This is a genomic window from Paraflavitalea sp., assembly GCF_059502485.1.
The window spans coordinates 1863639-1886564 of sequence record NZ_JCACET010000010.1; the positions used below are offsets into that span (position 1 = coordinate 1863639).

Genomic DNA, 22926 nt, shown 5'->3' on the forward strand with positions numbered 1-22926 from the left:
TCCGTTCGAAATGACAGTGTTATATATACAACAAAAGGAAAGAACTGGCGTTCTTTCCTTTTGTATTTTGTACCTTTCGTTTATTACCTAACCAATCGACCCTTTATGCGCCGCTTTACCACCTTGTTGTATACCTGTTTTTCGCTGTTTTTTCTTGCTACTGCCTGTTCGGAACCTGAAAAGCCTGCCACCAAGGAAGAGGCTGCCGCTCTTGCCAAGTCTCTTGAAAGCAGCATGGCTAAGCGCAGTGCTGCCAAGTTTAACGAAGCGCTCGATGCCGAATCGCTCCGCAATAGGATCATGGAGGCCGGCAAGAAAAAGATCGACTCCCGCATCGTGGATGGTGCTATTAAAGAACTTAAAACCGGGCAACTGGGTACGCAGATCACTCAATCGCTTGGAAAAGGCGGCACTTATCAATTGGTAAAGCAATATGAGAAGGACCAAAAGCAGCATCTTATTTTCCGGTTGTATGCCGATAGCAAACTGAATTACCACGATTTTGAGGTGATCAAGAAAAAAGACCAGGTGAAGATCGGTGATATATTTATTTATATAACGGGTGAAACGCTGAGCGCCACGCTGGCCGAATCGGCGATGTTGATGTCGGAAAATCTCAGCAGTCTATCTTCGGTAGATAAGGATCACGTGAATAACATCAAGCGGATACGTCAGCTTATCAATGGCCAGGATTATGAACAGGCTAACAGGATTTATAAGAGCTTGCCTGCTATTTTACGGCAAACCAAGATCTTCAAGATGATGTACGTACAAATTGCTTCCGGGCTGGGCAACGATGAGTACCTCAAGGCCATGACCGATTATCAACAAGCTTATCCGGATGCTCCGAATATGTACCTATTAATGATCGACGCTTATATCCTGAAAGAACAGCATGAGAAGGCGCTTGAGTCGGTAAATCAACTGGATGCTCTTATCAATAAAGATCCCTTCCTTGATTATTATCGCGGACTGATCTACAAGATGATGGGCAACAAGGAAAAGCAGCGTGAGCATCTTGAACTGCTGGATAAAAATATGCCTTCTTTTTATGAGGGAACACTGGAGCTGCTCGTGACGTACCTCGACAATAAAGAAACTGACAAGGCTGTAGCGCTTGTGAATTCAAGGAGCAGCAATTATAAGAAGATCCCTTCGGACCAACGTGAAACGTTGTACCTGATGTATCCTGACTTCAAGAAGAAGATGGATGCGGAGTAAGAAGTAAGAGGTAGGAGGTAAGAGCCTTTATGTGAAAAGCATTTGCTTCGATAAGATACTAAAATAGGGTGAGCCGCTCTTTGGAGAGCGACTCACCCTACTTTAGTTTTTGCGGGCGCTGTCGCGTGCTTCCTTTGCTTCTCGTCTTGCTTTTTTTCTAAAGTATCCGCGGAGCAGGAAGTTGTGCTGCAGCGCTTCCAGGTTTTCATCGAGTTTGCGGCTGCTGCTGTTTAAATTCTCCAGGGTGTTGCGCAGTTCATCGCCTACCTTTTCATCGTTCAATAGTATTCCGGCAGCATTGTTGCCTTCGTCGAGCTTATCTCCTGCATTGCGCAGGGAGTGTACAAATGCATTTGTTTGGGCTGTTGCCAGGTTGATCTGCTCTACCGACGTGCGCAGGTTTGTCATGATCACCGTGTCGGTCACCAGATCGCCGGCAAGGGTGCCAGGTGTATTGAGGCTGGCCGTGTATTCAGCTACATTGCCCGTCAATTTTTCGCTGTTGCGAACAGCCACTTGCAGGTTGGCTACCGTGTTATTGAGCTTAGCGATCGTGGCTTGCATATCTTTATAGAGGGCTTCATTGCTGATCAAAGCTCCAAGAGTCCCTTCTCCGTTTACCAGTTTTTTGCTGAGTGTTTTGAAATCGGTGGTAATGGCCAACAGGTTCTTGTTGTTGGTTTGCAACGTACCTAACAGTTCTTCAGAACTAAGGGCTTCTTCCACCTGCAGGTTTTCGCCTCCTTCTATTCCTCCTGCCTGTTCCGTGCCTCCGTACAACACTACCAGCTTATTGCCAATCAGTCCCTCAGCGCTGATCTTAGCCTTCGCATCTTTGCGAATGAATTCATGGGCCTTCCTGTCAATGTTCAGGGTGACTTTAACCTGGGAATTGCCATAGAACTCGATGGTTTTGACCGTACCGATCTTCACGCCGGAAAACCAGACGTTGTTTCCTTTCTGCAGGCCATTTACATTATTGAAGATGGCTGTTACCGGTAAGGAGGCTGCAAAGGTTTTCTTCTGCCCACCGAGGGTAAAGATGCCCACGATGAGTATGACAATGCCGATGGTGATAAAGAACCCTACGGTGATGGCCTGTTTATTTTTGGGTGTGCTCATTAGTCGATAAAATTATAGTCATAAAAACTTTGTACCTGTGGATCGGTCGTATGCTCTACCACTGTTTCGAAGGTGCCTATGTGGGCAAATTGTCCTTCGAGCAGGATCGCTATACGATCGCCCACTACTTTGGCACAGGTAAGGTCGTGGGTAATGACAACGGACGTGGTGTGGTATTGTTCCTGTACTTTATTGATGAGGTTGTTGATGTCCATGCTTGTAATGGGGTCGAGGCCAGCTGTTGGCTCATCATAGAGCATAATGGCTGGCTGCATGATCAGGGTGCGGGCGATGCCGATACGCTTTCTTTGTCCACCCGACAGTTCGGCCGGCAGCTGGTGTATGGCTTTTGCCAATCCAACTGCTTCCAGTACCTCCTGTACTGCTTTGTTAACTTCAGCTGTGGACAATGTTTTGTTGTGGCGTTGTAGTGGAAATGCCAGGTTCTCTCCTACCGTCATGCTATCGTATAATGCGCTGTGCTGAAATGAGAAGCCTATCTTCAATCGTAAGGCATCCAGTTCTTTTACCGATAGTTTATCCACCTCCTGTCCCAACACTTTCATCATTCCGCTATCCTGTTTCAGCAGGCCTGCCATGATCTTAATGAGGACGCTTTTGCCCGTACCGGATCGACCGAGCACCACGAGGGTTTCGCCCTGGGAAATATCCAGGTCCACTCCACGCAATACATGGTTTTCTCCAAAGGATTTGTACAAATCCCGGATGGTGACGACTACATTGTCTTTATCGATATGGTTGGTGCTTTTTTTCATATTGTTCTTTTATACCCTGAACCAGTTGACGACCTGTACTATAATGATCTCTTCTATGAATATGAGGAACATGGATATGACCACTGCGGAGTTGGCGGCTTTTCCTACCCCCTGCGTGCCCTGGGTGGTGTAGTATCCTTTATAGCATCCTACTATACCGATGGTAAAGCCAAAGGCCAGGGACTTGAACGTGGAGGAGAAAATATCGAGGAAGGATATCTGCTCGAATGCGTTCTCAAAAAAGGATACCAGGCTCGTTTGTTCATTCTGGTGCACATTGAGGTAAGCGCCTATGAGGGCTATGAGGGCCATATAAAGCATGAGCAGTGGCAACATAAATGTGGTGGCCATGACACGCGTGACGACCAGGTATCGAAATGGATTGACGGCAGAGACTTCCATGGCCTCTATCTGTTCTGTTACGCGCATCGATCCCAGTTCAGCTCCAATATTGGACCCTACTTTACCTGCTGCGATGAGGGCCGTGACCAGCGGCGCCAGGGCCCGTATGATGGCAATGGCCACCAGTGAAGGCAGCCAGGAGGTGGCGCCAAATTCGGCCAGAGAAGGCCGGGACTGCTTGGTAAACACGATGCCTGTAACAAAGCTCGTGACGGATACCAACGCCAGCGATCTGTAGCCTACCATATAGCATTGTCTGATGATCTCTTTCCATTCGTAGGGCGGCAGGAAGGCTTCTTTGAAGAATCGCCCGGTAAACTGCCCGATGGCGTATATGTCCATGAAGAATGCGTCCAACTGCCTGGAGAATACCTGCTTGCCTGATTTTTTGGACTTTACGCGCATAAGTTGCTTCTTTTTAAAGGAACGGGTACCATTTTCCCCGCCGTTAGTTGTTTTTAGGAGGTTCTAATCTTGTGCCACCGGGTCGTATGTTAAGAGAAGATTAATATCGGCTTCGCGCTTCCTGCTTATATTTGGCCAAATAATTTCTACTGTTATGAGGATCATCAAGCGTTTACTGCTGGCCGGCTTGTTATTTTATCTACCCAGTCAGGTGATGGCCTGGGGTATGCTGGGTCACCGTATTGTTGGCCAGATTGCCGATAGCTACCTGAGTGCCAAAGCCCGCCGCCAGATCAGGGAGATCCTGGGTAACGAATCGCTGGCTATGTGCAGTAACTGGCCAGACTTCATCAAATCGGACACCACTTTTCGCTACCTCGATCCCTGGCATTATATCAATTTTAAGGATGGCCTTACTGAACAGCAATTGCATGACTATCTCGATAAGGATACCGCTACCGATGCATACACCAAACTGAACTTCCTGATCAACGAGTTGAAAAACAAATCGCTCGATAAGGAAAAGAAGGTGTTTTATCTCCGCCTGGTAGTCCATATTGTAGGCGATATACATCAGCCTATGCATACCGGTCGTCCCGAAGACCTTGGTGGCAATCGCATCAACGTGTTGTGGTTCAACCAGCCTACCAACCTGCACAGTGTGTGGGATAATAGGCTGGTAGAGCAGCAGGAGCTGAGTTATACCGAGTATGCTGCTGCCATCAATTTTACTACGAAGGCTCAACGCAAGGAATGGCAGTCAAACTCTATCAAGCACTGGTTGTTTGAATCTTATACCATCAGTCAGCGTCTTTATGCCGAGATCAAAGAGCCTAATCAAAAGCTGGGCTACCGCTATAATTTCGATTATCTCGATACGGTGAATGATCGCCTGTTGAAGGGTGGCGTGCGGCTGGCAGGGGTACTGAATGAGATTTTTAAATAGGTGTTAGGTTTTAGCTGTGGGTTAAACCAAAGGCTTCGTTAACTGTTATTTATTCGATGATTTATACAACAACGGTGCGTGTTTGTCAATTGGCGCATCGATGGTTACATAGTAGCTTTGTTCTATAGTTGAATGTTTTTTTAAGAAAGGAATTTATATATGAGTACAGCAATCAAGACGCTGTTCCTGGATATGGGAGGCGTTATTTTATCGAATGGATGGGGCACCGCCTCAAGGAAACTGGCCGCTGAAAAGTTCTCTCTTGATTTTACTGAGTTGAATGACCGTCATAAGCTGGCGTTTGATGCTTATGAAACGGGCAAGATGTCGCTCCACGAGTATTTGCAGTTAACTGTTTTTTATACGCCGCGCTCTTTTACGCCGGAAGTGTTCATCGAGTTCATGTACACGCAATCGCAGCCATTAACTGACATGCTTCAATTTGTACAACAGCTGAAGCAACAGAACGGGCTGAAGGTTTTTGCGCTCAATAATGAAGGTCGTGAGCTGAATGAATACCGTATCCGGACCTTCGGGCTGGATAAGTTATTTGACGCTTTCGTTTCGTCGGCTTTTGTGCAGTTGCGTAAGCCTGACAAGGGTATTTACCAGCTGGCATTGGATATTGCTTATACCAAGCCGGAGGAAGCACTTTATTTCGATGACCGCCTGATGTTTATTCAAGTGGCCCGCAGCCTTGGCATCAATGCTATTCACCATACCAGCGTAGAGAACTCGAAGAAGGAGCTGGCGCAATATGGTCTGTCTTTGGCTTAATGTATTTGATGTTATCTTTGATCCCATTACTAAATTATCCTGTTTATGATCTCAGGCAGAAAAACTACGCCCACTATCATTATCATATTTGGAGGCAGCGGCGACCTGGCTAAGCGAAAGTTATTACCTGCTTTTTATAATCTTTTTCTTGACGGCTGGATGCCGGACACGTTTGCCATCATTGGTCTTGGCTTGAACGAATTCAACGACGCTCAATACCAGGATTTCATTGAAGAGAGTTTGTCTGAGTTTTCCCGCAAAGGCAAACCTTCGGGGCCTTCCTGGGAAGATTTTAAGCAACGCCTGACTTACATTCCTTCGAATATGAATGAGGAGATCACGTATTCGAACTTGTCGGCCAAAGTAACAGCGTTCGATACCAAGTGGGGCGCGCGTGCTGACCGGTTGTTCTATCTTTCCATTGCTCCACGCTTCGTGGAAGTGGTAGCCGTGAACCTGCACAAGCTGAGTCTTGCTTCCAATGCAGCCACCGACCGCATCGTTATCGAGAAACCTTTTGGTCATAATAAAGAGAGTGCTATTGCACTTAATAACCTGCTGACCGGCCTGTTCCAGGAGACGCAGTTGTACCGCATCGACCACTATCTTGGTAAGGAAACTGTGCAGAACATCCTGGCTTTCCGTTTTGCCAATGCATTGTTCGAGCCATTGTGGAACCGTAACTACATCGATTATATACAGATCACCGTGGCCGAGCAGGTTGGTGTGGAAGAACGTGGTGGTTATTATGAGAGTGCTGGTGCATTGCGCGATATGGTGCAGAACCATTTGCTGCAGCTGTTGTGTATGATCGCGATGGAACCGCCTGTCTCTTTCGATGCAGAGGAAATCCGTAACCGCAAGGCTGATGTGATGCGTGCTATACGCCCCATCAAACATGAAGAAGTGAGCAAGGTGGCTGTGCGTGGTCAATATGCGCCCGGCTGGATCGAGGGTCGCAAGGTGCCTGGTTACCGTGAAGAACCGGGTGTGAGCCCCACTTCCAATGCGGAGACTTATGCGGCGATCAAGTTCCATCTTGATAACTGGCGCTGGCAGGGTGTTCCTTTTTATATCCGCACCGGTAAACGGATGCTGGAGAAGACTTCTTCTATTACTATTCAGTTCCGCCCTATCCCCCACTCTTCTTTCCCGGAAAACCTGTATGATAGTGTGACGCCCAACCGGCTTATCATCAATATTCAACCGCAGATGGATATCCGGTTGCGTTTTACTGCCAAACGGCAGGGCCTGGAGATGAACCTGAATCCAGTGGAGATGGTGTTTGACTATGATACATGCTCTACACAATCACCGGAGGCTTATGAAACGTTGCTGCTGGATGCACTGCAAGGTGATGCGACTTTGTTCATGCGTTCTGACCAGGTGTTGATCGCGTGGGATGTGGTGACGCCGATATTGGAATCATGGGAGTCGCATAATTCGATCGAGTTTCCTAATTACACTGCCGGCATGTGGGGTCCTGAAAATGCAGAGGCTTTGATAGCGAAGCAAGGGCATACGTGGGCTTCGCATACGCATAAATAATTGACAAGATCATATACACATTAAGGCCCCTTAGAAAAGGGGCCTTGTTTTTTGCTTTAATTGGGCTAAAGCCCATTGTGTATAGAAGATCCGTGTACCCCGTCCTAAAGGACGGGGCAATTCCCTTCGAGTCGACACCCTTTAAGAACAGGGGCAATTTCCTTTGAGTGGGCATCCAGGTTGGCACAAGTACGCCTCGCGCGTTGGCCTGGCGGCATACTTGCGCCAGTGTGCTCTTTGGTGCTTCCCGCCCTGCATGGCGGGTGGTTGGTCGAACGACTTGCCTTGCAGTCAGCAGTGTCGTCTCTCTATCAAATGTGTCTATTCGTTGTGTATACTAAAATGCCTGTTGCCATTCTGGTTGGAATAACGCATACGGCTACCAGAACCGCTCAGGTATTTGCTTTTGAATTTCTGGTGTAATTCTGCTGATTGTTTCTTGTCGTTCACGATAAATGAATCATCAGATAATTCTACGATCCGTACTTCTTCTTTGCTGCCTACGATGTTCTCTTTCACCAAATCTTCAAAGAATGCTGCCATCTTTTTACGGTCTTCTTCTGCGCGCTTGCGATCTATTTCGGCTTGTGCTCTATCTTTTTCGGCTTGCACGCGGTCACGTCCAGCCTGTTCGCGATCACGATTGGCCTGCTCACGGTCGCGATCTGCCTGTGCACGGTCCTTATCGGCCCGTTGTCTATCACGCTCTGCCTGCGCGCGATCCTGGTCGGCACGTTGCCTGTCGCGCCCGGCTTGTTCGCGGTCTTTGTCCGCCTGTGCTCTATCGCGCTCTGCTTGTGCACGATCACGCTGGACTTGTTCGCGATTCTTATCGGCCTGTGCTCTATCCTGCACGGCGCGTTCACGGTCTCTATCTGCCTGCTGACGATCTTTTTCTGCCTGCGCTCTGTCCAGTTCGGCGCGTTGCCTGTCACGCTCAGCTTGTTGACGGTCTTTATCTGCCTGTTTTCTATCGCGCTCGGCCTGCTCACGGTCTCGGGCAGCCTGTTCTTCATCACGCTTTACCTGCTCCAGTATTTCTTTTACCATGGTTGCATACTTAGGGAAGTCCGACTCCGGCACTTTTTTGTCGTCGATGTACATTTCTGTGATCTTCTCATTGGTGACCTTGATCTTATAAACATCACCGTTCTTGTACATCGTGATCGATTTGTTGGGATCGTTGGCTGAATCTGATTGTACATTCATCCAATTGTCTGATGACGAACTGCGTGTTCTGGTAGTACTGGAGCGTACAGGTGGATTGTTTTGTGCCTGCGCAGCAGTAATTGAAATGGTCATGGCACAAAGGAGTACTTTAATCATTAACGTTTTGTTTTTCATGTTTTCTTTTTTGATGTTAAGCAATAGGCAATACTTTCCCTTTTCACTCCTGGTGAATTTTTACAACCCTTCGACGAGCTTCCCGCAGGGCGGGACACGCAGGGTGACATCTTAATTCAACGATATTGATAGGATACTACTCAACCTGTAAAGTGCGCATCTTTATGGGTTGGTGTAAAGCGGAGTTGCTGTATTTCTAAGTTGTTCTACTCTTTTCTGCTCAAATTGTTTGCGGTCTCTATCGGCCTGCCGGCGGTGTTCATTGGCCTGCGCCCTGTCCCTGTCTGCCTGTGCTCTGTCTCTTTCCGCCTGCTCACGATCTTTGTCTGCCTGTGCACGATCTCTGTCGGCCTGCAATCTATCGCGCTCGGCCTGAGCACGATCTTGTTCGGCTCTTTGTCTATCTATGTTGGCCCGCTCGCGGTCACGATCAGCTTGTGCACGGTCTTTTGCTGCCTGCTCACGGTCGCGCATAGCCTGCTGATGATCTTGTTCTGCCTGCCTGCGATACCGGTCGGCCTGGCTTTCTGTATGCGATGCAACTTTCATCTCTTCCTCTCTTTGCCGTTGGGCGATCTCCACGGTTTGTTCATGGCTGCTTTGTGCATTCATGGCCAGCTCCGTTTGTATTACCTGGGTGCTTACTGTTGTTGGTATCCGGCGAGCTGTTGTTGTATTTCTCTTTACCGGTGTTGTCTTCTTTTCTTTTACACTCACTGGAGTTGCTGCAGGTTGCGGCAGTGGCAGTAGTATTGCTGCCGTTATTTCTTTTACCGGTTCTTTCACGGCTACAACCGGCGTGGCTTGTCCACCAGTCATTGCTCCCAATAGGGCAAAGCATATCAACAGGCTACCGAGCAGGAATATCTTTTCTCCTCCGCTTAATGTGTTGTTGCGGTTGTATACTATGCGTGTCACACGTTGTAATAAATGGCTCTTTTTACCGGGGAAGGCCACCGCCTGGCTGTTGCCATATATAACATGTTCTTTGAAGCTGATCAATGCCTGAATGAACTGTTTTTTATTGCCTGTGTGAGCCAGGGCCACATCATCACAGCAGTGTTCTCTTTCCTGTTTTACCAATGACGATACCCATAATAATCCGGGATTGAAGAAGAAGACACTTTCTGCCATATTCTGCAGCAGGTTGACAAGGTAGTCGTTGCGCCGGATGTGTGCCAGTTCGTGCAACAGTACTGCTTCTACCTGGTCGGGCGGCAGGTTGGCCAGTAAACCAAGCGGCATATAAATAACCGGCTTCAGGTGGCCAATGACTACAGGTACTTTGGTAATACCTGATTCGAGCATCGTTACTGTTCGCTTTATCTGTAACTGTTGTGTGAGGGTACTGATCTTGTTTTGCCAGTAAACACCAGGCGACCGGTGATTGCTTGTGCGCACGCGCCGTATGTAACTGAATGCACGGCTCATTTGCCAGCAGCGGAAGGTGAAGATGGCAAACCATCCCAACACAATGTATGTTGCATGGGAAGAGCAGTATTGGGCCAAGGCAGCAGGCCATCCGTCGATACCATAGTGCTGCAGCAAGGCTATATTACCAAATCCTGTCTTTGCAGTCTGAGAGTCGGTTGCTGCAAACCCATTGTTCCATTCATAGATATAGGTGCCGCAGCAGACTGCCAGGAATGTAAAGAAAAGACCGGTTGTAAGGGCATACCGTGTTTCTGCTTTGGCTTTATTGGTCAGCAGCATTACGATGCCGGTGACAAGGGCTAACAGCAGGCCCTGCCAAAGGGAATGGATCAGCATCCAGCAGAAGGCCTGGAGGCTTCGTTCCAACAGTATGTTGTTTACAAGGGCGTTCATGTTGTACTGCTTTTGTGCTTATTTATTTATCATCCAGTTTCTTCAACATTTCCTTCAACACCTGTAATTCTTTTTCGGAGGTTTTGTCATTTCCTAACAGGGCAACCATGAGATTGCTCACGGAGCCATCATACATATTATCTACGAAGCGGCTCAACATGGAGCCTTTCGTCTTGCTTTCTTCGAGTGCCGCACTGTATACGTGCTTCATGCTGGACTCATCTCTTGTGAGCATTCCTTTTTCTGTCATCACCTGCATGAGCTTGAGGGTAGATGTGTATTGTACCGCTTCCTTCTGTTCGTTGAGTGTATCGTGTACAAACCGAACGGTGGAAGGGCCGTGTTGCCAGAGTACCTGGAGCACATCCATCTCTGCTTTGGTGGGCACTGTTTCTTTGCCGGCAGGTTCTTTTCTAAGCTTCATAGGACCAAGGTACGATAAAAAACGTACGTTTATAACAAATAGCTTTATATTTTTTCTGCCGAGGGGGCTAAAAGCGGCACTTCAAGCTGATTATTAATATTATAGCTCCTATTTTGATGCCTTCCCGATTTTGTTTGTAAGTGCAAAGGAGTATCTTGCTGTTCTAATATTATTACCCAACATGGTTATCGACACTTTACAGAATGCGATCCTGTATTATAATCTTGGCCCCCGGGTCGTGAAGGCTTTCCAGTATCTTACTGAAACTGATTTTTCGCAGGTGCCCAAGGGCAGGTATGAGATTGATGGCACCAATGTTATTGCCATTGTAAATGAATATGACACTGTTCCTGCTGCCGGTGAAAAGATGGAGGCGCACAAAAAATACATCGATGTCCAGTATATTGTGAGTGGCCAGGAGCTTATCGGCCATGACTGGCTGCGCCAGCAGTCGCCTGCCAAGGAGTATGATGAGGCTAATGATTATTGGTTATTTGGTGAGCAGCCTGCTTTTTTCTCGAAGCTGGAGGCTGGTATGTTTGCGATCTTCTATCCTACTGATCTGCACATGCCTAATATTATGGTGAAGCAGCCTTCGCCCGTGAAGAAGGTGGTGATGAAGGTGAGCACTCAATAAAGAATTTGAAAGGTTTATATAGCACCAAAGGCCCCTTACGGGGCCTTTGACCTTTTGCTAAACTACTCTGATGCGCGCGAACGTTTATATTCCTATGGTTAATGAGACTATGACTTTTTGCTGAGCTTCACCTGGTATATCAATGCATCTGCAAAGTTTTCCAGCGCTTTTTGTACAGCGTTCATGTATTTTGCTTTGGTAGTTGCCACTACTACCGGTACATAGCGTATGTCTTTGGCAAAGATGTTCTCGCGTTTGTTCAATACTTTACGATTAGGGTCCTGGGTAAGCTCTGTAGCGAACTCTGTAAAGGAGGGAATATCGGCATTGAACATGTAGGTATCTGTTTTGGAGCGATCGTTTTGAAACATCAGCCTGCCGCCCATGCTCTTGCCATCCCAGGTAGTCCAGCCAGCCACTTTTACATTGGGGGCAGCTTTGGCATTCATTTCATAGTTCTTGAAACTCGTCTTGATCTCATAAAGACCAAAATCGGTTTTTGTGACAGGGTTGTTCATCCACTCGTATTTAACGCCGGAGCCCGTATGTACATCACCTTCCAGCATCAGGTCTACAAAGTCTACTACTGTATGCAGGAATAAGATGGGTGCACCCAGCTCTTCGGAGAAGTTGGCTGCTCTTTTTATTTTCATGCCGGCAAAGCCGAAGTTGAAAGTGCGGGAAGGATCGTAGGTAGTGACGGTCTTTCCTTTGTTGGCATTGACCATGGTGTAGATCTGTCCTTTCTTTTCTTCGCTTTTGCGTGTTTTGTCTTCTTCTTCCGCATCATCGCCTGCCTGGTAAAAGTCTTTCTGGGTGATGGTGTTCCAATCTACTGTACCAATGCCGTTCTCGTTCAGACGTTTTGTGAGGTAACCATAGAACTGGTCTGCCATCAACTGGTAATCTTCTTGTGTAAGCTCTCCATCTGTGATCTCGAGGTAAGCTGTGATCTTGCCGGTGACGGTACCACCCCCGGATTTGCGTCCGCCCAGCAAGCCGCCTCTTTCATTTTTCAGATAATCTTTTGTAGTGGCTGTTTTAAAGATGATGGTGGCCTGTGGGATGGCCAGTTTGTTCATGTCTTTTAAAATGGTCTGCTTGCCGAATGTGCCACTTTTGATAAAGGTGAATACATCGAAGTCCTGAGCAACAGCCATTGCACTGCAAGCTGTGATCAGCAGGGTAAAGAATAGCTTTTTCATTTAAAGAGGGTTTATGGGGATTGCTATAATGCCTCAAAGCTATCTTTACGGGGAAGCGGAATCAATAGTGCATTTGCATTAGCCAGCAATTATACCCATTTATACTTATACGCGAGTTGTACTGCCTGTGCTTTGGAGTTGATGTGGAGCTTTTCGTATATTTTACTGATGTGGGCCCGCACCGTGTTGGGGCTAATGGATAGTCTTGCAGCGATGCTTTTGTATTCCAAACCTTCTACCATCAGTTTCATGATCTCCAGTTCGCGGTTGCTGAGTAGTTTGTCGCTGGTGACCGGTGATGTTGCCGGCGCTCCCGGCTTATACTGGAGCTCCCGCAGCCAGGACAGGGTTTTACGGGCCACAGCAGGACTCATGGGTGTGCCGTTGAATTCCATAATGTTTGTGATGGCTTCGGCCAACTGTACGGCTGAATCGTCTTTGAGGAGGTAACCGGAAGCGCCTGCCTGTATGGCTTCGAATATTTTCTCATCGTCGTCGAATACCGTAAGGACCAGGAACCTGGTGCCGGGAAACCTGATGGTGCCGATGGCTATGGCTTCAATGCCGCTCATTTGCGGCATATCAATGTCCATGAGTACGATCTGTGGCCTTTCTGCCTCTGTGAGGTGTTCCATTTTTTCAATGAAATCCTGGCCGGAGGAGGCTTCCAGCACTATCCGTATATCTGCCGCTCCCTGCAGGTTGCGCTGCGCGGTTTTCCGGTTGATCATCTTATCGTCTACGATGCCGATGCGGGTCATGTACAAATATTGTTTTTTAACTGCTGCCGGGGGATACTGCATTTGCACTATTTTTCCTGTATGTGCACGGCTGTTCCTGATCCCTCGCCGGACTGTATCAATAAATTATAACCTGATTCTTCTGCGCGCTGCTCCATGTTGTGGAGGCCATAGCTGTCTTCTTTTTTGTGGTTGCTTAATCCTCTTCCATTGTCTTTTATGGTGATGCTGAATTGATCGCGGTTCAAGACTGTTATTTCTATACAGGTGGCTGCAGCATATTTACAGGCGTTATGCAATGCTTCCTGCATGATGCGGAAGAGGTTGAGTGATTGCTGGGGGGAGAGGGTTTTCTCTGCCGGCGAGTCCTGGTGTATTTGCAGGGTGATGTCTGGATAGTTTCTCATGATCTTTACCGCATAGCTTTTGAACCTGTCAACAAAAGCGGTGAGGGTGAGGCTTTCATTATTCAATACCCATATTGTTTGCCGCAGGGAAGCCATGATGCCGGCGGCATATTCCCCCAGTTCTTCTACTTCCGTGTGTTCATGGTTTTCATCTTTCAGGCGGTTGATGCCTGCTATGAGGGCTGAAGTGTAGGCGCCGATGTTATCGTGCAGGTCGCGGCTAATTCTTTCGCGTTCCCGCTGGAGCTGCCGTTGCACCTGCAGGGCCTGCATTTGCCGGGCGTATTTGGCTTGTGTGTAGATCCTAACTCCCCAACCGATGAGTCCTCCTATGGCCAGGAACGACAGCCCCTTGAACCAGGTCGTTTGCCACCAGGGTGGCCGAACGTTCATGCTGAATGTAGACACCGGCGCTTCCCGTAATTCGGCTGTGGAATAAGCAGCCCGCACCTGCATCGTGACGGCTCCAAATGGCAACTGTGTATAGTTGATGCGCGCCGTTCCCTGTGGTAATGTATTCCACTCTTTTTCGTGGCTAAGCCGGTACTGGTAAATAAGGTTGCCCGGCTGGAAGGCTTCGCGTATAGAAAATTCAAAGCTAATGGTTGTGTAGCCGGGCTGCAGCACATAGGATTGTTGCAGGGACGCTATGCTTTCTCCATTTACTTTCACGTCGCTCACTGCCGCTTCTGCGGTTTTATTTTGCAGCTCGATGTTGTTGGCATTCGCCACCAGCAGGCCGTGTGTAGTGCCCAGGTAAATCTGTCCTTGCTCGTTCAGGGTGAGCGCCCCTACCATGTAATCTCCTGCCGGTACACCTTCACTGAAGCCTGGCTTATAAAACTTCTTTTCTTCGGGCACGTAGATGTTGATGCCTGAAGTAGTGGTAATCCAAAGGCGTCCTTTCTGATCGCCAATAATGCCATAGGTGACATTACTGCTTAAGCCATGATCGGTGGTAAACTGGGACAGTTTTCCATTATGGTATTGGTAGATGCCGCTGCTGAGGGTCGCTATCCATATGTCGCCACGTTTGTCCTGCGTGATGGCCGTAATGAGCGTGCGGTTGATGGCGGATGTATCGGACGCGCTGTTGATCGTGAACAGCATCCTGAGTTCTTCATCGTACACATCGACGCCTGTATTTTTACCTACCCAGATACGATGCTGATCATCCTGGAATATATTCATAATGTAATATCCCGTGGCGCTGTTATCATTCAGCTTCGTGAATCCCTGCCATTTACCCGTAGCCTGATCAAGTATAAATAATCCCTTCACTGTTCCTACCAATATCCTGTTGTGGTTGTCGCAAAAGAGGTAATTGATGTCTTTATCCTGCAGCAGTGCCTGTGGCACCTGAACAGGTGATTGCATGCTGCCTTTATTAATCACATACAATCCTTTCTTTTGAACAGCTGCCCATATTTTACCTTCTTTGTCATTTGCGAGTGCCGTGATAACCTGTCCGGGCAGTAACCGTTTTTCTATTGCATAGTTATTTTCTTCACCGGGTTGGCGGCGAGCGACATATAGTCCACTTACCGCTGCTATCCATCGTTCGTCTTCCGAATAATCAACAGCTGCTGTTATGCCATCATTCCTGATGCCTGTTGTTAACAGGGCATAGTTATTAAAAGCGGGATTGTGAAAGGCCAAACCACCGCTTGCGGAACCTACCCAGAGGTTGCCTTGCCTGTCGTGGTAACTGCACAATAGTTTTCCCGGGGGTAAGGTGAACTGTTCATCTTTTGCAATGGCGACCTGTTGTGGCAATTGCTGTTGTGATATGGTATATAATCCCTTGTACGTGCTGATCCATGGATGGCTATTGTGGTCGAAGCCGATGTGCGTGATCACAGCAGGCACCGACAAGGGTTGCTGTTCCCATTTGCGTGATGATATATAGTAACGCCATATGCTGTTTTTTGCACCTTCTTCATAGCACCACAATTCCTGTGCAGGGCTTATTACACATTTGAGCTGGGTAGCCTGCGGCAGGCTTGTCATTTTCTGTGGCCGGTATTGCAGTGCAGGATCATAGCAATAGAGTATATTGTTTTTATCGAAGCCCCAAAGGCGACCGCTGCTGTCTATAGCGGGATCACTGATCATAAGGGGATACGTTTGTAAGCCTGCTCCGTCCTGACCATTCTTAAATACCGATAAAATGCCTATTCTGCCCGGCACGAGTATATCGCCTTGCCGGTTTTTCAATATTGTGAAGTAAGGGTGGCCGATCGTTCTCTTCTCTTCAAGGGTAGTATAATACCGGGTAAACTTGCCAGTACGTTTATTGAATTTATTAAAGCCGTTACGGGTGCCTATCCAGAGGTGGCCGGTATTGTCTTCTGTAATGGAAAGTATGAACTGATCGCTGATGGTAGTGGTATCGTGCTGGTGGTGTTTCCAGGTTTTGAAGTGCTGACCATCGAAGCTGTTGAGGCCATCCTGTGTGCCGATCCAGATGAGGCCATCGCTGTCCTGGTAAATGGTGTGTACGCTGCTTTGGGAGAGGCCGTGGGATACGTTCCAGGTAATGAAACGTTGTTGTCGTGCATGCATCGACAGGGTCAGGAGCATGCAGGCATGCAATAGCAGGGCCTGCCGGAGAGGGGTCCGTTTAGTCATCTATTCAGGGAGTTGCTATCGTGAATATATGATTTACGGAGCTAATATCATGATACTTTATTCCAGTCGATCTTAGCTGGCTTCAATGGCAGTTCCCGTAGTCTGCTGCCTGTAGCATTGAAAATAGCGTTGGCAATGGCTGCGGCCGTGGGTCCTTGTGCCGCCTCTCCTGCTCCCAATGGCGGCAGTCCTGTTTTGTTGATGACAAATACTTCTGTGTGAGGTACTGCATTGAAGCGCAGGATGGGATATGAATCCCAGGCCCGGGTGAGTATGCCTCCTTCGTTGTAGCGCACTTCTTCGAGCATCGTCCAACTGGCTGATTGTATCATGCCGCCGGCTGTTTGGTTGATGATGCCATCTATATTAATTGCCTGGCCTGCATCGATAGCGCTGGTAAGTTTTACAAGCCGGTATTGTTTTGTTTTTTTATCGATCTGCACTTCTGCCACTACTGCACAATAGGATGCATCGTTTTTATATTGAGCAAAGGCAATACCCAGGCCGGCTCCTTTCTTCTTAATGCGATCGCGCCACTGGGTTTTCTCTATCACCATTTCTATGACGGCTCTTGCGCGTTCATCTTTCAGGTACTTCAGCCTGAAGTCGGCAGGGTCTTTACCTGCTTTATGGGCCAGCTCATCCATGAAGGATTCGAGGGCGAATATGTTGGCATAAGCGCCGAGGCTACGCAACGCAGAAGTTCTGAGTGGTCCTTTGCAATTGTTGAGGATCACCTGGCTCGGTGTATCGTATAGTGGCTGAGAGTTGCGGTAGCTACCACCGGAGAAGCGCCCAACAGAAAAGGTAAAGGGTTTCTCCAGATCGCGGCCTGCAATGAAATGGCCAGCGCGGCCTCCGGGACGGGAGCTGTGTGTATCGGACCAAAGTTCTGTACTCAATGCCAGCAGGTTGCCTTGTGCATCGAGGCCGCCTTTTAAGCGCAGCAGCATAGCTGATCCGTATGGCTCCCAACTGTGCTCATCATCGCGCATCCATTGTACACGCACTGGTTTTCCCGGCACTGCCATCGCCAGCAAGGCTGCATCTGCGCCTACATCATCAGCACCATTGTGTCCATAGCAACCTGAGCCCGGCACTGCCATTACCCTGATCCTGGTTTCCGGTATACCCAACAGATCGGACAGCGTGCCCCTGAGAGGAAAAGCTCCTTGTGTGTGGGACCATACTGTCAGCTGATCGTCTTTCCATTCGGCTATTGCACAAGACGGGCCAATGGAGCCATGCATGTGGTAGGGTCGTTTGTATACTGCTTCCAGTTTGGTAGCAGCGCCTTCAATAGCCGGGTTTACCGATTCATTTTTCTTGACGACTTCGCTATTGGTATTTTGTTGTAGTATATGGTCGAACAATTGTGGCTGAGCAGGCTGCAATGCCGGCTTGCTCCAGGTAGCGCTCTGTTGCAGCAGCTTCAGTGCTTTCATGGCCTGGTATTCTTCCTGGGCCACAATGCCTACAAAGCTGCCATTGCGTACCAGCTTTACAATGCCTGGCAATGTTTTCAGTTTGTCTTCCGGCAATGTCAACAGTTTGGCGCCGTATGCTGGCGGACGTACTACACGTGCGTGCAGCATGCCGGGTAGTCTCATGTCCTGTACATATACCGGCTCACCTGTGGCCATGGCTGCTATGTCTTCGCGTGGCCAGGAAGTGCCTACCAATGTATATTTTGATGGATCTTTCTGCGGTGCTTTACCAGAGACTTTTCCTTGTATACTTTTTCCATCTAATAAGGCTGCATAGCTAATGGATCTACCGGTAGCTGTGGCTGTTACCATGCCATCTTTCACATTGAGACCGCCTACTTGTGTTTGTAATTTTTCTGCGGCCATTTCCAGTAATACTCTTCTTGCTTCTGCTGCTGCTTCGCGGATGGCACTACCACTGCCTGTGATGGAAGCGCTGCCAGCTGTATATCGTTCATCGGCAGTTTGTGCTGTATCTGAGATAATAATGTGCATGTGCTTCATGCTCACGTCCAACTCCTCGGCTGCTATTTGCATCAGGGCTGTTTTTATGCCCTGGCCCAATTCTGTTTTACCCGTCAACACCGTGACATTCCCTTCTGCATCGATCCTGAGCCATGCATTGATGTTTCCTTCATCGACCGTTACTGCATCGGCAGTCATTGCCTGCATTGCCCTGAAGGTGGATGGTATAATACTGAAACCGATCAGTAATTGCCCCGTGGCTTTGAGGAAATGACGTCTTCCGGGATTGGCTGGTGTATCTGTGTGGTGTATTGACATGGGCGTGTGTTAAAGTTGAGCGGCTGCTTTTTTAATGGCACTGATGAAGCGGGTGTGGGTGCCGCAGCGGCAGAGCACACGTTGCAGGGCTTCTCTTATTTCTGTATCTGTGGGATGCGTATTGTTTTCCAGCAGTTCTTTGGCGCACATAATAACGCCATTGAGGCAATAGCCGCATTGTGCGGCCTGCTCTTCAATACAAGCTTTTTGTACAGGATGTAGTTTCTCTCTGTTGCCAATGCCTTCGAGTGTTGTAATGGAGTGGGTGGCAGCTGTAGAGCAAGGCATGATGCAGGAGGGCTGTGCTTTTCCATCCAACAATACCATGCAGCTTCCGCAAAGCGCCATGCCGCAACCGTATTTGGGTCCATTCAATTGCAGATTGTTCCTGAGTGCATATAATAATGGCATTTCGGGATCTATGTTCAAGCTCCAGTCTTTGCCATTGACTTTGAGTACAATCGTTTGTTCCATTGCGAAATCATTTAATAGGTGGCCTGCCCCGGTGGGACTGCTGTGGTATATGTCGTCTTAAATTTACAATAATTACAGGGCGGAGTAATAAGTTTAATGTGAGCTTAATGAGTAGCAGCGGCACTTTTGTTTCGTAGCAAAGAATTGGGCTAAAGCCCAGTCGACCTACTTGTTTTTCTCCCGGCCCTAAAGGACCGGGCAATTCGCGTTTGCTTCGACAGCAGATTTCTCACTACGCTAGCGCTTCGTTCGAAATGACAAAAAGAAGGTGTCATTTCACAATTATATTCCGGGTGCTGAGGCTGAAGCCGCTGAAGCAGCCAGTTACATTTTCACCATTGATGGTACTGAGGAGGGATACCGGCGTAGCAAAGGGTCCTCCATTGTCCCTGGCTTTATTGAAGCTATCCCAGAAGTTGTATACTTTCCTTTCTACATTGGCCATAAAGTATTCGACCGTATCACCTATCACAAATCCGTAAGAGTGAGTGATCTTGACATTCTGCCCATTTACCAATTCATCTGTACCGGGGGTATACCAATTGGCGCCTAAGCCTCCCCAGCCAAAGTTGTTGCGAATGCCGCCGTGACGCCAGTAATAGAGCTGGGTATTGCCAATGGTATCGGGGTCTTTAAAATAAACTGTTATTCGTGCTTTTGTCAAGGTGTCGTGGTCATCGTCTTCGTCCACGAAGTAATTGCCCGTACTGAGGCTGTCTACAGGCACCGGTATCAGCAGCGCTGTGGTGGCCGTGTATTTCTTTCCCTCCACTTCTATTTCCAAGAGGTAGTGCTTGCCAGGTTTCCCTCTCAATGCGTTGGCAGAATCGGTAACAAGCCTGGGATCAAAATAAACACCTGATGCGGGCGAATTCCTAACCTGGGGCAGGGCGACTTCTCTTAGTTCGCGTGTAGAGGTTTCATCCCAACGGTATTTGTTATCTGCGGATAGCTCGCCTTCGGTAATGTACACTTTTGCTCCTCCTACCGGCGTATTCTGAAATCCGGGTTCATAGTAGTTCTTGCTTTTGCTCAACACCACATAGTTGAAGGTGGGCAATAAATTGTTGATGTATGCTTCCACTACCAGTTGTGGCTCGTTGTTCTTGATCTTTATATCAAAATCCCGCTCACATGCTACAAAAGCTATGAGTGATACAAGGGCTGCCCATCCTATTTTACACTTTACTTTCCTCATGTTCCTAAAATTTAAAGTTCCAGGTAACGCCTGGTAAAATGGGAAACAGAAATACTTTCTTTCCCTGAATGGTTTCTTCATCTTCCTGCACATCCATATAAATAAAATAGGGATTCTGCCTGTTATAAAGATTATAAAGACTAAAGATCCAGCTGCTCTTAAAGCGTTTTGTACTATTCGGTTTTGGTGTATAGGTAAATGAAAGGTCTACTCTGTGATAAGCCGGCATTCGATAATCGTTGATCTTATCGTATTGGTTCAGGCTGGTAAAAACCGGCCTCTTTTCGTATTCGTTGTAACCAAGGTTGTATACAAACCGGCCGGTAGGCATGGTCAATGCATTGCCAGTGCCATATACAAAAACTCCTGAAGCATCCCATTTGCTGCTGAGTTTATAATTGGCCACTACGCTTACATCGTGGGTACGGTCGTAGCGATATGGAAATGGTTTGCCTTCGTTCATAGCAGGGAATGTGCGTTCTGTGCGGCTGAGTGTATACCCAATCCAACCAGTAAGTCTTCCGGTCTTTTTCTGGAAGAACAGTTCAAGGCCGTAGGCTTTTCCTGTTCCGAAGATCATTTCTCCTTCGATGTTCTGGTTCAGCAATAAGCGGGCCCCGGGTTTAAACTCCAGTTGGTTGGACATGGTTTTGTAATAGGCTTCTACACTCATTTCATAAGCGCCATTGCCGAGGTCTTTAAAAAATCCTGCTGCCACCTGCTGGGCCTTCGCCGGCTTGATAAGGCTGCCTGATGGCACCCAAAGATCGCTGGGAAATGTTGCAGCGCTGGTGGTTGCGAGGTGCAGGTATTGTATAGTACGTGTGTAGGACACCTTGATACTGGCTTTTCCGGGCAGGCGATAGAGCGCACTAAAGCGGGGCTCGGGATAATGATAGCGTGCTATGCTTTGTCCTTTTCCATATCGTTCTGTTTCGCCAGTGGGTGATCCGTCGGGACCGTACAGCACACGCTCTGTAGGTCCTACCTGATTAAAATAGCTGTAGCGTAATCCTGCTATAATATTCAGCTGTGGTGTGATGTTGAGGTCTGTGCTCACGTAAGCTGCTGCTTCACGCGCATACTGATCTGTGATGGAAGTCTTGAATTCCTGCACACCGGCATTGGAGCTTCCTGCGCCGGGCCGAAATTCGTGGCGGGTATATAGCAGTCCCCACTTCCATTTCATCCAACTGTTGGCTGTATAGGTCCAGTCGTTCTTCAGCTGGTAATCGGTGAGCCCGGAGGAGAAAACAAATCCATTGATGCCGAATGATACTTTGGTATCGAGGTTGAAATCATTGCGCACTATCGCCAGTTCCTGTTTCAACTTTTTATTCAATTGCTGTTTCCAGGAAAGGCCCAGGATCGTATTGCCCCATACCGCATTGAAGCGGCGTTCGGGACCGTCTTCGTCATCATCTACAAAGTTGAAGTCATCTTTTCCGTGGTAGAAGGTGAAGTATAGAGCATTGTTCTTATTGAGCTGGTAATCGGCCTTGAAGTTGACGTCGTAAAAGTAGTACCCATTATCGCCAATGGTGTCGCGGGCAAACAGTTTGGCCACCTGGTCAATATACGTGCGCCGGGCGCTGAGGATGAAGGAGGACTTGCCTTTCACTATGGGTCCTTCCAGCGAAACGCGGGAGGAGATCAATCCTATGCCGCCACTTCCTTTCAGGGTGTCTTTGTTCCCATCACGGGTGTCCACTGCTATCACGCTGCTGAGACGGCCTCCGTATTCGGCGGGTATGCCACCTTTAATGACCTCAATATTTTTTACCGCTTCGCCATTGAAGACGCTGAAGAATCCGAGCAGGTGATTGGGATTGTAAACGGGTATGCCATCCAATAGCACCAGATTTTGATCGGGCCCGCCACCACGTACATAGATACCCGCACTCGCCTCTCCCCCGCTTTTAATGCCGGGCAACAGGGTGATTGTCTTTAGTGGATCAATTTCCCCAAATACAACGGGCAATTTCTTGATCTGTGTAATGTTCAGCGATTGGGTACTCATCTGGTTGCGGTGCACATTGGCGCTTGCTGTGACCACTACATTTGTCAACAGGCTTTCGCGTGATCGTAAGAGTACCTGGATGGCGGTATCACTGTAAAGTGGAATGGTGAAAGTGTTGGCATAGTGGCCTACGGCCGAGATGGTGATTCGATGAATGCCTGAAGGTAATTGTATAGCAATATTCCCTGATGAATCTACGACCTTTTCCTGTTTGTTGATCTTCAAGGTCGCGTTGCTCACCGGGATCTGTGCGCTATCCGCCACCTGTATTGTCAAAGTATGGTTTTGTGCATAGGCAACTTGCGCTGCTATACTCAAGATCATCAACACGAGGTAACGGATAAAGTGGTTGGTCTTGGTCACTGCTCTCATGCCTAAGCTAAGTTAACCATTTAGCCGTTTAGCAGGCAAAGACCGGACCGGGATTATTGAGGTAGGTTGAAAAGTTAACAGGTTAAAAAGTTGATAAGAATGGAAAGTGAATAGATTGAGTTTTCCCAAAATGGAACGGTGATGGGTTAAAAAGGAAAAAGAAACGAGGTATTGAGGAAA

General features: G+C 48.0%; 18 protein-coding genes. 5 read left to right on the forward strand and 13 right to left on the reverse strand.

Features of this window, described 5'->3' with window-relative positions; genetic code table 11:
* Nucleotides 1-105 precede the first annotated feature (105 nt).
* Nucleotides 106-1221 (forward strand): tetratricopeptide repeat protein, encoded by a 1116-nt coding sequence (locus tag AC5JBY_RS24615; RefSeq protein ID WP_495907325.1) that lies wholly within the window; start codon nucleotides 106-108, stop codon nucleotides 1219-1221.
* Between the two features lie 102 nt (nucleotides 1222-1323).
* Here AC5JBY_RS24615 and AC5JBY_RS24620 read toward each other — a convergent pair whose 3' ends face one another.
* Genes AC5JBY_RS24620 through AC5JBY_RS24630 form a run of 3 tightly spaced genes read right to left on the reverse strand, consistent with a single transcriptional unit; the run spans nucleotide 1324 to nucleotide 3926 of the window.
* A complete protein-coding gene (locus AC5JBY_RS24620; RefSeq protein ID WP_495907326.1) occupies nucleotides 1324-2343 on the reverse strand; it encodes an MlaD family protein in 1020 nt (339 codons plus the stop codon).
* A complete protein-coding gene (locus tag AC5JBY_RS24625; RefSeq protein ID WP_495907327.1) occupies nucleotides 2343-3119 on the reverse strand; it encodes an ABC transporter ATP-binding protein in 777 nt (258 codons plus the stop codon). The genes AC5JBY_RS24620 and AC5JBY_RS24625 overlap by 1 nt, the downstream gene beginning before the upstream one ends.
* Nucleotides 3120-3128: 9 nt before the next feature.
* The gene (locus AC5JBY_RS24630) at nucleotides 3129-3926 is read right to left on the reverse strand and encodes an MlaE family ABC transporter permease (protein WP_495907328.1); all 798 of its coding nucleotides are present in this window, start codon (nucleotides 3924-3926) and stop codon (nucleotides 3129-3131) included.
* Between the two features lie 154 nt (nucleotides 3927-4080).
* On the opposite strand from AC5JBY_RS24630, the gene AC5JBY_RS24635 reads away from it, so the two are divergent.
* The 3 genes from AC5JBY_RS24635 (at nucleotide 4081) to zwf (ending at nucleotide 7197) form a co-directional block, all read left to right on the forward strand.
* Nucleotides 4081-4872 carry a S1/P1 nuclease gene (locus AC5JBY_RS24635; protein ID WP_495907329.1) on the forward strand — a complete coding sequence of 264 codons (792 nt, stop codon included), beginning with the start codon at nucleotides 4081-4083 and terminating at the stop codon, nucleotides 4870-4872.
* 159 nt (nucleotides 4873-5031) lie between these two features.
* Nucleotides 5032-5649, forward strand: a complete 618-nt coding sequence (locus tag AC5JBY_RS24640) for an HAD family hydrolase (RefSeq protein WP_495907330.1) — start codon at nucleotides 5032-5034, stop codon at nucleotides 5647-5649.
* Nucleotides 5650-5694: 45 nt separating this feature from the next.
* Nucleotides 5695-7197: a glucose-6-phosphate dehydrogenase gene (gene zwf, locus AC5JBY_RS24645; RefSeq protein ID WP_495907331.1), complete on the forward strand. Its 1503-nt coding sequence runs from the start codon at nucleotides 5695-5697 to the stop codon at nucleotides 7195-7197.
* A gap of 321 nt (nucleotides 7198-7518) precedes the next feature.
* Here zwf and AC5JBY_RS24650 read toward each other — a convergent pair whose 3' ends face one another.
* The 3 genes from AC5JBY_RS24650 to AC5JBY_RS24660 form a co-directional block, all read right to left on the reverse strand.
* On the reverse strand, nucleotides 7519-8541 hold the full coding sequence (locus AC5JBY_RS24650; RefSeq protein ID WP_495907332.1) for a hypothetical protein: 1023 nt from the start codon (nucleotides 8539-8541) through the stop codon (nucleotides 7519-7521).
* A 162-nt stretch (nucleotides 8542-8703) separates the two neighbouring features.
* The gene (locus tag AC5JBY_RS24655) at nucleotides 8704-10368 is read right to left on the reverse strand and encodes a M56 family metallopeptidase (protein ID WP_495907333.1); all 1665 of its coding nucleotides are present in this window, start codon (nucleotides 10366-10368) and stop codon (nucleotides 8704-8706) included.
* A gap of 22 nt (nucleotides 10369-10390) precedes the next feature.
* Nucleotides 10391-10792 carry a BlaI/MecI/CopY family transcriptional regulator gene (locus AC5JBY_RS24660; RefSeq protein WP_495907334.1) on the reverse strand — a complete coding sequence of 134 codons (402 nt, stop codon included), beginning with the start codon at nucleotides 10790-10792 and terminating at the stop codon, nucleotides 10391-10393.
* A 181-nt stretch (nucleotides 10793-10973) separates the two neighbouring features.
* Here AC5JBY_RS24660 and AC5JBY_RS24665 point away from each other — a divergent pair, with 181 nt between their 5' ends.
* Nucleotides 10974-11429, forward strand: coding sequence for a NanQ anomerase/TabA/YiaL family protein (locus AC5JBY_RS24665; protein ID WP_495907335.1), 456 nt, complete (start codon nucleotides 10974-10976; stop codon nucleotides 11427-11429).
* Nucleotides 11430-11536: 107 nt separating this feature from the next.
* On the opposite strand, the gene AC5JBY_RS24670 is transcribed toward AC5JBY_RS24665, so the two are convergent.
* The 7 genes from AC5JBY_RS24670 to AC5JBY_RS24700 all read right to left on the reverse strand — a co-directional run bounded on the left by AC5JBY_RS24670 (nucleotide 11537) and on the right by AC5JBY_RS24700 (nucleotide 22746).
* Nucleotides 11537-12634 (reverse strand): hypothetical protein, encoded by a 1098-nt coding sequence (locus AC5JBY_RS24670; RefSeq protein ID WP_495907336.1) that lies wholly within the window; start codon nucleotides 12632-12634, stop codon nucleotides 11537-11539.
* A gap of 89 nt (nucleotides 12635-12723) precedes the next feature.
* Entirely contained in the window at nucleotides 12724-13437 is a 714-nt protein-coding gene (locus tag AC5JBY_RS24675) for a response regulator transcription factor (RefSeq protein WP_495907337.1), read from the reverse strand.
* Between the two features lie 5 nt (nucleotides 13438-13442).
* Nucleotides 13443-16412 (reverse strand): ligand-binding sensor domain-containing protein, encoded by a 2970-nt coding sequence (locus AC5JBY_RS24680; protein ID WP_495907338.1) that lies wholly within the window; start codon nucleotides 16410-16412, stop codon nucleotides 13443-13445.
* Between the two features lie 47 nt (nucleotides 16413-16459).
* The gene (locus AC5JBY_RS24685) at nucleotides 16460-18682 is read right to left on the reverse strand and encodes a xanthine dehydrogenase family protein molybdopterin-binding subunit (protein ID WP_495907339.1); all 2223 of its coding nucleotides are present in this window, start codon (nucleotides 18680-18682) and stop codon (nucleotides 16460-16462) included.
* Between the two features lie 9 nt (nucleotides 18683-18691).
* Nucleotides 18692-19156 carry a (2Fe-2S)-binding protein gene (locus AC5JBY_RS24690; protein WP_495907340.1) on the reverse strand — a complete coding sequence of 155 codons (465 nt, stop codon included), beginning with the start codon at nucleotides 19154-19156 and terminating at the stop codon, nucleotides 18692-18694.
* A gap of 271 nt (nucleotides 19157-19427) precedes the next feature.
* Complete coding sequence (locus AC5JBY_RS24695) at nucleotides 19428-20354, reverse strand: DUF4249 domain-containing protein (protein WP_495907341.1); 927 nt, start codon at nucleotides 20352-20354, stop codon at nucleotides 19428-19430.
* Between the two features lie 4 nt (nucleotides 20355-20358).
* Nucleotides 20359-22746: a TonB-dependent receptor plug domain-containing protein gene (locus AC5JBY_RS24700; protein WP_495907342.1), complete on the reverse strand. Its 2388-nt coding sequence runs from the start codon at nucleotides 22744-22746 to the stop codon at nucleotides 20359-20361.
* Between the last annotated feature and the right edge of the window lie 180 nt (nucleotides 22747-22926).

Excerpts from the sequence above, each read along its gene's own strand:
- AC5JBY_RS24640 (WP_495907330.1), top strand. The coding sequence starts at position 5,032 with ATGAGTACAGCAATCAAGACGCTGTTCCTGGATATGGGAGGCGTTATT.
- AC5JBY_RS24655 (WP_495907333.1), bottom strand. The coding sequence starts at position 10,368 with ATGAACGCCCTTGTAAACAACATACTGTTGGAACGAAGCCTCCAGGCC.
- AC5JBY_RS24695 (WP_495907341.1), bottom strand. The coding sequence starts at position 20,354 with ATGAGGAAAGTAAAGTGTAAAATAGGATGGGCAGCCCTTGTATCACTC.
- AC5JBY_RS24635 (WP_495907329.1), top strand. The coding sequence starts at position 4,081 with ATGAGGATCATCAAGCGTTTACTGCTGGCCGGCTTGTTATTTTATCTA.
- AC5JBY_RS24685 (WP_495907339.1), bottom strand. The coding sequence starts at position 18,682 with ATGTCAATACACCACACAGATACACCAGCCAATCCCGGAAGACGTCAT.
- AC5JBY_RS24665 (WP_495907335.1), top strand. The coding sequence starts at position 10,974 with ATGGTTATCGACACTTTACAGAATGCGATCCTGTATTATAATCTTGGC.
- AC5JBY_RS24650 (WP_495907332.1), bottom strand. The coding sequence starts at position 8,541 with ATGAAAAACAAAACGTTAATGATTAAAGTACTCCTTTGTGCCATGACC.
- AC5JBY_RS24700 (WP_495907342.1), bottom strand. The coding sequence starts at position 22,746 with ATGAGAGCAGTGACCAAGACCAACCACTTTATCCGTTACCTCGTGTTG.
- AC5JBY_RS24630 (WP_495907328.1), bottom strand. The coding sequence starts at position 3,926 with ATGCGCGTAAAGTCCAAAAAATCAGGCAAGCAGGTATTCTCCAGGCAG.
- AC5JBY_RS24675 (WP_495907337.1), bottom strand. The coding sequence starts at position 13,437 with ATGCAGTATCCCCCGGCAGCAGTTAAAAAACAATATTTGTACATGACC.
- AC5JBY_RS24625 (WP_495907327.1), bottom strand. The coding sequence starts at position 3,119 with ATGAAAAAAAGCACCAACCATATCGATAAAGACAATGTAGTCGTCACC.
- AC5JBY_RS24680 (WP_495907338.1), bottom strand. The coding sequence starts at position 16,412 with ATGACTAAACGGACCCCTCTCCGGCAGGCCCTGCTATTGCATGCCTGC.
- AC5JBY_RS24690 (WP_495907340.1), bottom strand. The coding sequence starts at position 19,156 with ATGGAACAAACGATTGTACTCAAAGTCAATGGCAAAGACTGGAGCTTG.
- AC5JBY_RS24660 (WP_495907334.1), bottom strand. The coding sequence starts at position 10,792 with ATGAAGCTTAGAAAAGAACCTGCCGGCAAAGAAACAGTGCCCACCAAA.
- AC5JBY_RS24670 (WP_495907336.1), bottom strand. The coding sequence starts at position 12,634 with ATGAAAAAGCTATTCTTTACCCTGCTGATCACAGCTTGCAGTGCAATG.
- zwf (WP_495907331.1), top strand. The coding sequence starts at position 5,695 with ATGATCTCAGGCAGAAAAACTACGCCCACTATCATTATCATATTTGGA.
- AC5JBY_RS24615 (WP_495907325.1), top strand. The coding sequence starts at position 106 with ATGCGCCGCTTTACCACCTTGTTGTATACCTGTTTTTCGCTGTTTTTT.
- AC5JBY_RS24620 (WP_495907326.1), bottom strand. The coding sequence starts at position 2,343 with ATGAGCACACCCAAAAATAAACAGGCCATCACCGTAGGGTTCTTTATC.